The 12,705-nt window shown below is 59.0% G+C and carries 9 protein-coding genes; 1 reads left to right on the top strand and 8 read right to left on the bottom strand.

Annotated elements, in window-relative coordinates; translation table 11 throughout:
- Positions 1–18: 18 nt before the first annotated feature.
- The gene (locus tag ACTWLJ_RS12185; RefSeq protein WP_445180983.1) at positions 19–648 is read right to left on the bottom strand and encodes an alpha/beta hydrolase; all 630 of its coding nucleotides are present in this window, start codon (positions 646–648) and stop codon (positions 19–21) included.
- 144 nt (positions 649–792) lie between these two features.
- Between ACTWLJ_RS12185 and ACTWLJ_RS12180 the strand changes: the two genes are divergently transcribed.
- On the top strand, positions 793–1,227 hold the full coding sequence (locus ACTWLJ_RS12180) for a YhcB family protein (protein ID WP_445180982.1): 435 nt from the start codon (positions 793–795) through the stop codon (positions 1,225–1,227).
- A gap of 252 nt (positions 1,228–1,479) precedes the next feature.
- Here the strand turns inward: ACTWLJ_RS12180 and ACTWLJ_RS12175 are convergent, their stop codons facing one another.
- The 7 genes from ACTWLJ_RS12175 to ACTWLJ_RS12145 form a co-directional block, all read right to left on the bottom strand.
- Positions 1,480–2,223, bottom strand: a complete 744-nt coding sequence (locus ACTWLJ_RS12175) for an OmpA family protein (RefSeq protein WP_445180981.1) — start codon at positions 2,221–2,223, stop codon at positions 1,480–1,482.
- 116 nt (positions 2,224–2,339) lie between these two features.
- Positions 2,340–2,984, bottom strand: a complete 645-nt coding sequence (locus ACTWLJ_RS12170) for an MBL fold metallo-hydrolase (RefSeq protein WP_401220051.1) — start codon at positions 2,982–2,984, stop codon at positions 2,340–2,342.
- An 85-nt stretch (positions 2,985–3,069) separates the two neighbouring features.
- Positions 3,070–5,802, bottom strand: coding sequence for a LuxR C-terminal-related transcriptional regulator (locus ACTWLJ_RS12165; protein WP_445180980.1), 2,733 nt, complete (start codon positions 5,800–5,802; stop codon positions 3,070–3,072).
- A gap of 171 nt (positions 5,803–5,973) precedes the next feature.
- A complete protein-coding gene (locus ACTWLJ_RS12160) occupies positions 5,974–7,338 on the bottom strand; it encodes a DUF1329 domain-containing protein (protein ID WP_445180979.1) in 1,365 nt (454 codons plus the stop codon).
- 28 nt (positions 7,339–7,366) lie between these two features.
- A complete protein-coding gene (locus tag ACTWLJ_RS12155) occupies positions 7,367–9,256 on the bottom strand; it encodes a DUF1302 domain-containing protein (protein WP_445180978.1) in 1,890 nt (629 codons plus the stop codon).
- 337 nt (positions 9,257–9,593) lie between these two features.
- Positions 9,594–11,276: a fatty acid--CoA ligase gene (locus ACTWLJ_RS12150; protein WP_445180977.1), complete on the bottom strand. Its 1,683-nt coding sequence runs from the start codon at positions 11,274–11,276 to the stop codon at positions 9,594–9,596.
- Positions 11,277–11,422: 146 nt separating this feature from the next.
- Entirely contained in the window at positions 11,423–12,607 is a 1,185-nt protein-coding gene (locus ACTWLJ_RS12145) for an MFS transporter (protein WP_445180976.1), read from the bottom strand.
- Positions 12,608–12,705: the final 98 nt, after the last annotated feature.

Raw genomic sequence — 12,705 nt, 5'->3', positions numbered from 1 at the left:
TCGCTTGTCAGACTGCAATCAATTCGAGAGACGCGGCAGGATCAGATCCTTGAGATCGGTCAGCTTGCCATGAAAAAAGTGTCCGCATTCTGCCACTTTCAACAGCTCATGGGGGCGCTGGAGTTTTTCCGACCAGTCGTAAACCAGTTGTGGATCGATGACTTCGTCGGTTTCCGGCTGGATCACGGTCAGTTCACCGAGCTGCGGCAACTGATCCTGTTCACCCAGGCGCATTACCGCTGGCGCAACCATGAACAGGTGCTTGAGCTGCACGCCTTGCGCTTCGAGACGACCGCCGAGACTTGCTGCAACAAATCCGCCGAAGGAAAACCCGAACAGCGTCAGCGGCAGATCCGGATGCTTTTCCCGCAGCCATTTGGCGGCAGCCTGAGCGTCATCGACTTCGCCAGTGCCCATGTCATGCGTACCTTCGCTGGCGCCGACGCCGCGATAGTTGAAGCGCAGGGTAATCAGGCCGGCGTCGCGCGCGGTGCGCTGCAAGGTCGAAACGACTTTGTTGAGCATGGTGCCGCCCTGTACCGGGTTCGGGTGGCAGATCAGCGCGATGCCGCGTGGCTGCTCGCTATCGAGGTACAGCGCTTCAATTTGGCCGACTGGGCCATCAATCACTACAGGGGTTTCACGCATCAGCAAGGAAGGAACTCCGTGACCTCGAATCGGGTCGACTCGTCTAGCAAATTGTCTGTGCCAATCTATTGCGAGTGAATCGCGGTATACAGCGCAGGTTCGAGCCGTTAACGTAAAGCAAAGCCGTTTATAGAGGAAGGACTCGTGGAACACTCGCTCTTAGTTTGGTTGTTACCGACTCTTGCCCTGGTTGTGGGTGTCGCCATTGGTTTCCTGATCGCTCGCGTCGCGCCAAATGCCGCGCCAAGCCGCACGCAGCGTCAACTGGATGATATTCAGGAACGTTTCGACAGTTATCAGAACGAGGTGGTCACCCACTTCAACAGCACTGCCAATCTGGTCAAGAAGCTGACCCAGAGCTATCAGGAAGTGCAGGATCATCTCGCCGAGGGTGCCAATCGTCTGGCCCTGGACGAGCAGACCCGTCAACGCTTGCTCGCCTCCCTGCATTCCGATGCGGCACAGGCACCACGCGAACGCCTGACGCCTCCGCGCGATCAGGAGCCACCGCGTGACTACGCACCGAAAACCCCGAACGCTCCGGGGATGCTCGATGAGCATTATGGTCTGAAGAAGTAATCAGCCTTCGCGCCAAGAAAAAGCCCCCGGACAATCCTGTTGTCCGGGGGCTTTTTTGTATCTGCAATCTTCATTGCCTGCGCCGGCCTCTTCGCGGGCAAGCCCGGCTCCCACAGTGATTGATGTCGTTCACAGAATTTGTGTTCAATAAATAACCCTGTGGGAGCGGGCTTGCCCGCGAAGGGGCCGGCACAGACCACACACAAAAATGCCCGGTCACAGGACCGGGCATTTCTTCATTCAGGCTATCGGTTACGGATACTGCTGAACCGTACCCGGCTGCATTTGCTGTGGCTGCTGACCACCATACTGCTGGCCCGGGATCGGCTGCAGGTTGACTTCAACCCGACGGTTCTGCGCACGGCCATTCACATCGGCGTTGCTCGCGATCGGATTATCCGGGCCTGCGCCACGGGCCGACAGGTTGGCACCGCTGACACCTTGCGAAGTCAGGTAAGTCGCCACGCTCTGCGCACGACGTTGCGACAGATCCATGTTGTGTTGGCGGCTGCCAGTGCTGTCGGTGTAGCCGACGATCACGATCTGGTTCTGGTTGAACTCTTTGAGCGAGTTCGCCAGGTTGTTCAGTGGCTGATAGAAGCTTGGCGCGATGTTCGCCGAATCGGTGGCGAAAGTGATATTGCCCGGCATGATCAGCTTGATCTGATCGCCCTGGCGCTGCACTTCAACCCCGGTATTGGCCATGCTGGCACGCAGCTTGGCTTCCTGCTTGTCGGCGTAATAACCGTAACCGGCGGCCGAAGCACCGACAACCGCAGCGCCAATCAAGGCCCCCTTGCCACGGTTGTTGTGGTCGATCGCGGCACCGGCCAGTGCACCGGCCAAAGCACCGAGACCACCGTATTTGGCGGTTTTGCTCATACCCTGAGAGCCACCGTCGGCCTGCCCTTGATTGTCATACGGGTTGGGCGAGGCGCAGCCGGACAACAAGGCCACGGCAGTAGCGACAATAATCAAACGACGCTTGGTGAACATGGAGAGCTCCTACTTTTTTGCATTCTGTGGTGCAGCGGCCAATTGGCAATAGACCTATGCGGGCGTTGGATCATGACAATGCATAAAAATTCCGCCGCAAGCTCGTGACAAAATGTTTAAGCCCGCACAAACGGGTTTTCACGCATTTCATCACCCAGACGCGTATCCGGACCATGCCCGGTAACAACCGTCGCGTCCTCGTCCAGGGTGTACAGCCGCTGCTTGATCGATCGCACGATGGTCGCCTGGTCGCCGCCCCACAAATCCGTGCGCCCTACTCCGCGACGAAACAACGTGTCGCCGGCAATCAACAGCTTAGCCTCGGAAAACCAAAAGCTCATGGAACCTGGCGTATGTCCCGGCGTATGCAGTGCCACGCCGCAGCCGCAGGCCAGTTCTTCATCGTCGCTGAGCCAGCGATCCGGGGCCGGCACGGGAACATACGGCACGCCGAACATCTGGCATTGCATCTCGAGGTTGTCCCACAGGAACTGGTCTTCCTTGTGCAGATGCAGGGTCGCGCCGGTCTTTTCTTTCATCTGCCCGGAGGCGAGGAAATGATCGAGATGGGCATGGGTGTGGATGATGCTGACCACTTTCAGGCCATGCGCATCGAGGCGCGCCATGATCAGATCAGGATTGCCGCCCGGATCGACGACGATGGCTTTCTTGGTGATCGGGTCGCCGATGATCGTGCAGTTGCACTGCAACGGGCCGACGGGGAAGGTTTCGCGGATCAGCGTGGTGGCCGGGATGTTCATCGTGGAAGCTCAAGTCGAGTCGATGCGACAGGATACCAGTCGTTTTTCACTTCAGTTCCATCACTGGCTGAACGCTGTAATTCGATCAACTCAGTACACCCAGCTCCTTCGCCCGCGCCACCGCTTGCGTACGCCGCTCAACCCCCAGTTTGCTATTGATATGGCTGGCATGGGTTTTCACGGTGTGCAGCGAAATGAACAGTTGCTCGCTGATCTGTTGATTCGAGCAGCCTTGAGCAATCAGCCGCAGAACTGCCAACTCGCGACCACTGAGCTGCTCGGTGGTGCCAAATTCCATGAGCGGACGAGCTGTAGCAATCGGGAAATGTTCGACCAATTGTTGCCCCGCCAGCGTCGGCGAATTGGCTAGCTGGCCACGAAACCAGTCCCCGTGTTCTTTCACCAGACAATCGAATGGTTGCAGCACTCCGCCAGCCGCCGCTTCCAGCGCTTGGCTCAACGTCTTGCGCGCCTCCGGTTCGCGACCGCCCGCCAGCAGTAACGCCACTTTCTGCGTCAGTGCCATCACGCTGAGTAATTGCCGCCCCGTCTGCTGACCGTTTTCCAGCAGCACGTTCAGTCGCCCTTCAGCGAGCATCGGCTGCCCTTGAATCACCTCCAGCAACGCCTGTTGCAACTCGACATGCAGCGGCAATTGCGGATGAAATTCCGGCGGCGCTGCTGCGCGATCACCGGTGTAAGTCTGACCCAGACGCGCCAGCCAGGCCTCGGCCAGATCAGTACGTCCCTGTGCCAGCCACAACTCACATTTGACCAGAGTGATCATCGCCAGATAGTAGATCGGCGGTACGTCCCAGATGTGCATCAGCCGTTCGGCTTCGGCCAGTTCGGCGAAAGCCTTGGCGAACTCGCCGCTGATGCCGTCCAGTCGGGCAATCACGCAGTGACCGATCAACACGCTGATATCCCGACAGGCTCGCGCTTCACTGAGGCCAGCCAGTAAACGCGTTCGAGCGGCCACAGGTTGCAAGCGCATGGCCAGCAGAAAACCTTCGTACAGCGTCAGCCGGGCACGCACGGCGTACAGGCGCTGCGGGGATAATCCGCGCAGGCGCTCAAGGCCCTGATGTACTTCATCCAGCGAGCGCAGAATCTCGCCGCGTGCCTGCAAAACCCGGGCGCGATCGTAATGCGCCAGCGCTTCGAACAACGGATTGCCGACCCGCTGCGCCAGCTCCAGGGATTCACGATTCAAGCCCCGGGCGCGCCACAGATCACCGTCGGCAATTGCCAGATTGGACAAGGTCGACAGGCACATCAGGCGCTGGCCGTAACGCTTGAGCGGCAGGCTCTCCAGCGCTTCGCTGCAGTAGCGTTGCGTCAGCTCGCGCTGACCACGCCCGCGAGCGATGATCCCGCTGAGCGCCAGCCATTGCGCGAGCATCGACTTTTGCGCGGAGGCCGATGGCGCCGGCAGAAAACGGCTGAGGTGGCTGGCCAACTCTTCGGCGGCATCCAGCTGACAGGCCAGCCCCAGCGCCCAGCTGTAAAGCACGATCAAGCGCGGCGTGCTGATCAGCAGGCTGTCGGGCAAGTCCATTTTCCAGCGCAACAACATGCCGACGTTCTGTTCGGCGAGCAGTTGTTCCTCGGAAAGGTTTTGCACCAGATTCGCCGCGACATCGAGGTGACCGGCGCGCAACGCCTGCTCCACCGCTTCGTCCAGCAAGCCTTGGGCATTGAACCAGCGGCAGGCACGCAGATGCAGGGTGGCGGTCGGCACCATTGCCTGAGCAATCGGCCGACTGCGCAGCAGATCGGAAAACAAATGGTGATAGCGATACCAGTGTCCGTGTTCGTCCAGCGGCACCAGAAACACCTGATGCGCCAACAGGAATCGCAGGATCTCGGCACTGTCGTGGGACTCGCGCACCGCGTCGCATAACTCGCTGCAAAAGCGCTCCTGTGGCGCCGTCTCGTAAAGGAACGATTGCACCTCGGCAGGCAGGCAATCGATGACCTCTTCCAGCAGGTATTCGCGGATCAGCCCTTCCCCGCCGTTCAATGCCAGCGGCAGCGCCGCGTCGTTCCCCGCCTCGGACGCCGCCAGCAGCCAGAAACGCAGCCCGGCCACCCAGCCTTCGCTGCGCTGGATAAGATTCTCCAACGCCTCGCCGCGCAATGAGGTGCTGTGGCGATCAAGCAGAGTCAGGGCTTCGTCATGGGTCAGGCGCAGATCCTGCTCATGCAGTTCGAGCAGTTGCCGGGACAGGCGTAAACGCGCCAGATGCCAGTCCGGCCGCTGACGGCTGGTGACCATGACCAACAGGCCATCGGGCAAATGATTGAGGAAAAATTGCAGGCAACGGTCGAGTACCGGGCCTTGTGCGAGATGATAGTCGTCGAGTACCAGCAGTAGAGGTGCCGCCGGTTGCAGATGCACCGCCAGCTCATCGAGCAGACCGTCGAGCCATTCTTCGAAAGCGAATGGCTGGTGCCGCTGACGCATCTTCAGCAGGCCCAGCGCACGGCTGCCCAGTTGCGGAAAGTAATCCTGCAAACCTTCCAGCAAACGCTCAAGAAAACGCCCCGGATCGTTATCTCGCGGACTCAGGCCAAGCCACAGACTTTGCCAATGCGCCGGCAGGCTCTGGCAAAACTCCACCGCCAGCGAACTCTTGCCGAACCCGGCCGGGGCGCTGACCAGCAATAATCGGCCACCGAGCCCGGCCTGGAGGCGCTCGCACAGACGTGGTCGCAATACATAGCCATCAGGTAGCGGCGGGCGAAAAAAACGCCCGTCCAGTGCCGCGACGGCAACGCTTGCAGGACCCGGAAGTGGGGACAGATCAGTCATGGCCGGCTCTTGTTGGAATGGCTGTTGGCGGCGTAGCAGATGTCCGCAGCCTAGCCTTAAACGGAGCGCTTATGAAGGTCGTTGCTACAAATGGCTACAAAAAGGCTACGCAAAAAAAACGCCCCGAACCAGTCGGGGCGTTTTTTCGAGGATGCGGCCTCGGGTCAAAGCTTAGCGGATACCGTCCTGGCCCAGGTTGCCCGGCTGGAATTCGCTTTTGCTGGCGGAGAAGCCAAAGTCATAGGCCTGCTTCTCTTCGTTCTTCATACCCAGCGCCAGGTAACGACCCGATTGCAGGTCATACAAGGCTTCCAGTGCGTACCAAGGCACTTGCTTGTCGTAGTAGTCCTCGGCATGCGCCTCGGCTACGCGCCACAGTTGACCACGACCGTCGTAATGGTCGATGACTGCTGCCTGCCAGGTGTCTTCGTCGATGTAGAAGTCACGTTTGGCGTAGATGTGACGCTGACCCGGTTTCAAGGTTGCCACCACATGCCAGACGCGACGCAGCTCGTAACGAGTCAGGTCCTGATTGATGTGGCCGGCCTTGATGATGTCGGCGTATTTGAGGGTCGGCGAATCGATCTTGTAGCTGTTGGAGGCAATGTAGATCTCTTTCTTGCCTTCAAGCGCCCAGTCGTAGCGATCCGGAGCACCGTTGTACATGTCGAGGTTGTCGGAGGTACGCAGACCATCCGCCGCTGTACCCGGACCGTCATAGGACACTTGTGGTGCCTGACGTACACGGCGCTGACCCGTTGCATACACCCACGCCTTGCGCGGTTCCTTCACCTGGTCGAGGGTTTCGTGCACCAGCAGGACGGTACCTGCCAGACGTGCCGGCGCAGTCACTTTCTGCTTGAAGTAGAACAACACGTTGCCCGGATTTTTCGGGTCGTAGTCCTTCATCTTGTCGCGGAACACGAACTGATCCTGGAAGTACACCAGGCTGAACGAGCCGTTGGTCTGCGGCGTCGCCTGGGTTACCAGACGGGTCACGCTGCCACCGCGATAGCGGGTGATGTGGTTCCAGATGACTTCCAGACCGGTTTTCGGGATCGGGAACGGCACGGCAGTATCGAAGTTTTCCAGACCGTTGCCGCCCGCGACCAGATTGGTGGTCGTGGCGTTTTTCTTGATGGCGGCGAATACGTCATCCGGCACGGTAGAACCGCGATGGGACGGGTAAACCGGCATCTTGAAGGTTTCCGGGTAACGTTTGAACATCGCGTATTGGCCCGGAGCAAGCTTGTCCTTGTACTGGTCGACGTTCTGCGCGGTGATGGTGAACAGCGGTTTTTCACTGCCGTACGGGTCCGACAGGAAGCCTTTGCTATCGACGGTGCCGGCATTTTTCGGCAGCGGTTTCCAGGCCGGAATCGACCCGTCGGCGTTGCCCGCCATTTCAGCGCCCATCGGCGTGAGGCTCTTGCCCAACTTGTCGGCTTCAGCAGCAGGTACCGCCGCCATCACGCTGGTCGCCAGCAGTGAAAGCCCCAGAACACCGACGTGGAACAGACTCTTTGTTATTTTCATATGTGTGTTCGTCCTGAAAAAACTGTGCTTAGAAGTTCACGCCGACGCTGAGGGCAACGAAGTCGCGATCATCCACCGTGCTGAAGTCGCCACCAAAGAAGTTGGTGTAGTTAAGGCTCGCGGTGTAGGTGTTCTGGTATTCGGCATCAACCCCGAGGCTGACGGCCTTGCGACCTTCTTCGAAGTTGCCGCCAGGGCCTGGCGAGTAGCCCTTGACGTCATGCGACCAGGCCACGTTCGGCTTCAGGTTCACACCGGCAAATACGTCGCTGTAGTCCCAGATGGCACGACCGCGATAGCCCCACGAAGTAGCGGTGGTGAACCCGTCGTTGTTGCAGTTGGTGCTTTTGTTGGCGGTCGATGCGCCAGGTCCGGCACCGTTGATGGTGGAGGTGTTGAGTATCTGCGAGCAGGTATCGAGGCCGCCGGTAGCCGGCAGCTCACCTGGACCAAACACCGGATCGCGACCGTAACGGGCGTCGGATTTGCTCTCCAGACCGCCGACGTGAGTCACGCCGACTTCACCTACCAGAGTCAGACGGTTGGCGCCCATCACCTGATCGAAGAAGTGCGTCAGAGTGGTCTGGAACTGGGTGATTTCCTTACGGTTGTAGCCGTGCAGGTCCTGGCCTGGAACGCCATTGAGCAGCGAGGCGTTGGTCAACGCACCGCCCAATGGACGCACACCGGCGAACAGGATGTCGGTGGAGTTCAGCTGTACCGGCGCGTTCGGACGGTAGCTGACCTCACCGCTCCACGCAGTGCCGGTAGGCAGAGTGGTAGAGAAGCTCAAACCGTACAGGCGAATATCTTCAGGGTATTCGATGAAGTACTTCGAGTTACCCGCGACCACCAATGGCCCCAGCGCCTGGAATGGACCCGGCAATGCCGCTACGCCGTTATAAATCGACTGTGGCGCACCGGTGGCGCTGAAGATCGGCGCACGGCTGTGGTAGTTCATGAAATAGGCACCGAATTCGGTGGCCAGCGGATCGAACATGTACTTGGTGGAAACACCCCACTGACCGCTGTCACGCGCATTGCGGTTAGGTGAGCGATTGACCAGTACACCTTCTTCGTTGACGTCCACGCCGGCAGCTGCCAACGGGCCGAGCGCGATGCCCGGAATGGTCGAACGCTTGTTCAGTACTCGCAGGTTGTCGTCGCAACCGGTGGTCACGATGTCTGGCTGAGAGAAGAAGGTGCCGCAGTTATCGGTAACGGTCTTCTGCCAATCGATCTGGTAGAAGGCTTCGGCAGACAGGTTCTCGGTAATACTTTGCGACACGTAGAACATGTTGACCGGAATCAGGCCTTCCTTGATTTCGGCACCCGGACGGCGGAACGCGGACACGTCGATCGGGTTGATCGAGTTGATGCCGCCACCGATGAAGGTACTTTCACCCCAGTTGACCACTTGCTTGCCCAGACGCACCGAACCTGGTTCATCGGCAATGGAGTAGTTGTGGTAAACGAAGGCGTCGAGGATCTGCCCGCCTGAAGACCTGGCCGCTACATCACGATGATCGTTGCTGACGTTCTTGTATTCCAGGTCCTGGTTTTGCAGCGCGAAGTCGTACCAGTATTTGCCCCGGACGAAGATCCCGGTATCGCCGTATTTCAGCTCGAGATCATGGATACCCTTGAAGATTTTCGAGAAGGCTTGCCCGCTCTTGAAGTTCAAGTGGCCGTCATCGGAGGTCTGGGACAAGCCCTTGCCGCCGTTGTTGACCCCAATAAGATCCTTGTTCGGCTGCTGGGTCGAAATACTCATGCCCAGGGAGAGCGAAGAGTCGAACTGGCCTTCGATTTCACCGACGTTGAAACTGACGCCGAATGCGGGCCCGGCGAGCGTAGAGGCAAGACTGACTGCCAGAGGCAATTTCGCCCGGCGCCAGAACTGGTTTACTGAGGTCATCGACGCTACTCCATGTGCATTATTGTTATGGCAGTGAGTACTTTTAAAAACGCTGTGGAGTGACCGGGCGCCAGGGCTGCCCGAATTCGCTCCAGAGTTGCTCGCCCCGTTTAGTGCGTGTGCTCCGTTCTTAAAAATCCTTGAGCGGACTATAGCCAGCAGGGGGTACAGCTTGATCCCTCTAAAGTGTGATTTGCAGCTGCTGACCACTCTGGAACAGTCCTTTCGCCAGTCCGACACACGTCGGCCCCGCAAGGATGGCTGAAAATTCGGATTTAACAAGGCAAGCGCTTGCTTGGTGGGTCTGGCGCGCCGTTTTCGGCGCGCCAGCGGACGCTCAAAGCGTCGAGAGGAAGGTGCTGTTGTTGGTCTGCCACTCGGTGATGTCGAGGCGGATGCGCTTCTTGTCGAGCTTGCCGACACTGGTCTTGGGAATTTCAGTAACAAGGGCGATCTGACTTGGAATCGCCCACTTGCTCAGATGCCCCAATTCCACGAATGGCTTGAGGTGCTCCTTGAGTTCGCGTGCGCCAATCACGTGCCCTTCGCGGATCACCAGCAAGGCAAACGGACGCTCGCCCCACTGCGGATCGGCGATCCCCACCACTGCTACTTCGCGTACCGCCGCGTGACGACTGATCAGGTCTTCGAGGTCCAGCGAGGAGATCCACTCGCCGCCAGTCTTGATCACATCCTTGATCCGGTCGCGAATGTCGATCACGCCCATGCTGTCCAGCGTCGCTACGTCGCCGGTGTGCAACCAGCCGCCAGCCCACAGTTCGGCGCCCTTCTGCGGTTCGTTGAAATAACCTTCGGTCAGCCACGGCGCACGTAGCACCAGCTCACCCTGGGTTTCGCCATCGGCCGGGAGGAAGTTGCCGTCGCCATCGACAATCGCCGCTTCCACCAGCGGCCCCGGCACCCCGGCCTTGATCCGGTAAGTGGTGCGCTCGTCTTCGCTGCCAGCCATCAACTCATCGTTGAGATGCGCGCAGGACACCAGCGGACCGGTTTCCGACATGCCGTACGCCGCGGTGAGTTGAATGCCCTTCGCCTTGGCCGTTTCATACAGCGTGCGATTGAGCGCACTGCCGCCGATAACGATTTTCCAGCCGCCGAAATCGGTGCTCTGCGCGCCTTTGGCATTCAGCAACATTTGCAGGATGGTCGGTACGCAATGGGAGAACGTGACCTTTTCCTTGCGCCACAACTCGACCAGGAACTCCGGGTCGTAACGTCCCGGGTAAACCTGTTTGAGCCCGAGCATCGTCGCTACATACGGCAGGCCCCAGGCATGTACGTGAAACATCGGCGTGATCGGCATGTACACGTCGTTGGTGCCGAGCAGTCGCACACTGTCGATGGCGCCCATGATCGTCGCCACGCCCATGGTGTGCAGTACCAGTTGCCGATGGGTGAAATACACACCTTTCGGGTTGCCCGTGGTGCCGGTGGTATAGAACGTGGTCGCGACCGAGTTTTCGTCGAAGTCCTGGAAATCGTACTGCGGACTGGCGGCGGCCAGCAGTTGCTCATACTCGCCGACCAGATTCGGCAGTTCAGCCGTTTTCTCCGGCAGATCCGTCAGCAGCAGGGTTTTCTCGACCGTGGTCAGATGTGGCGCAATCGCTTGATACAGCCCGACGAACTCACTGTTGACCAGCACAAAGCGGTCCTCGGCGTGGTTCATCGTGTAGAGAATCTGCTCGGGCGACAGGCGCACGTTGATGGTGTGAATCACCGCGCCAATCATTGGAATCGCAAACATGCATTCCAGATAACGATGGCTGTCCCAGTCCATCACCGCCACCGTGTCACCGGCCTTGACGCCGGCAGCCGTCAGTACGTTGGCCAGCCGCGCAACGCGTTCGATCAGGGTCGGATAGCTGTAGCGCAACTGGTCACGGTAAACGATCTCGCGAGTTTTCTCGTAACGGGCGCCGGACATCAGCAGCCGTTTGATCAGCAATGGATACTGGTAGGCCCCATCGGCCGGGGGAATGACGCGAGTCTGCAACATATGAATCCCTTTTCTGGCTGCACGGTGTTGGCATAGAGATTTGTACTCTAGAACCCTTATACGCCAGCCAAATCAGCCAAAGGAATGATTTGCAGAGCCGTACAAATGCTAGCTTTGCGCCAGCATTTGCAAGGATTCGTCACCGATCAGGCCATTTGTCCGACGGCTGCTTCGGAAGGTGTGCGTGGGAAAACCAGCGCAGCGAGGAAGGTCAACACGCCGAATCCGGCGAGGACCAGGTAAAGCCCGACAAACCCATGGCGCGGTTCGACATAAGAAATCAGCGGAATCGCCGTCGCACTGGCACCAAACGACAAGCAGTAACGCAGGGCGAAGACCCGCGATTGCCAGTGCGGCGCGACGAAATTGGCGACCATTGAATCATTCACCGTCACCTGACCGAACACCACGAACATGAACGCCGCACCCAGGGCGATCACCACCCAGCCGTCGGCATAGGCGAGCGCGAACAACAGCGGCGCCTGACACAGGGTCAACACAATGAACGGCCATTTCAGACTGACCCGGTGCAACACGCGTCCGATGCTCAACTGCGCAACAGCACCAAACGCATAGGCCAGACTGACCACCACACCCAGCGTCTGCGGCGAAGCGAACAGTTCATGCAAACGCTCCTGAAACAGTTTCGGATAAGTCATCGTCGTCGCGTTGAACACCACACCCCCCGTCGCGGTGGCCAGTGCCAGCACGCCGAACACCATGACCATCGAAATGCGCTGTCCGGCAGCGCCCTTGAGCGCGGTGTGCGGGCGTTTCGGGATCGGCTCTTCACGCACCTGCAAGGCAAAGCCGATACCCAGCACAATCGCCACCACACCCGGCAGGATAAATGCCGAACGCCAGCCAAACTGCGCCACCAGCAATCCGGTGATCAGCGCCGAAAACGCCACACCAAGGTTGCCCCACATACCGTTGATACCGATTTCGCGGCCACGGTTTTCGGCGTACGCCACCAACATCGCCGTGCCCACCGGGTGGTAGATCGCGGCAAAAATCCCGATCAGGGTCAGGCCGATCACCAGCATCGTCGGACTGTTGCTCAACCCGGTGAAGATCGCCGCCGCACCGATGCCGAAGAAAAACACCAGCATCATCTGCCGCCGGCTCCAGTGATCGCCCAGCCAGCCGGCCGGTAGCGAGCAGGCGCCAAACGCAATGAAACCGCCCAGCGACAGGCCGATCAGGGCTGCATAATCGAGGGCGAATGCCTGGGTCATGCCGAGGATCGCGGCGGGGAAAATCAGCATGAACATGTGATCGATCACATGCGCTGCGTTGATGTAGCGAATGACGTTTCTGGATTGATTCATCGCGGCACGCTTCAAGTGGTTGTTATCGGTTGTTTTGAAGGGCTTATGCTAAGTTGGCGAAAAAGCGCATTCCTGCCAAACAAGTCATCGAACCAGAC

It is taken from the genome of Pseudomonas sp. McL0111 (assembly GCF_052567255.1).
The sequence above is the reverse complement of the archived record's forward strand: the minus strand, read 5'-3'. Positions and strand labels throughout refer to the sequence as shown.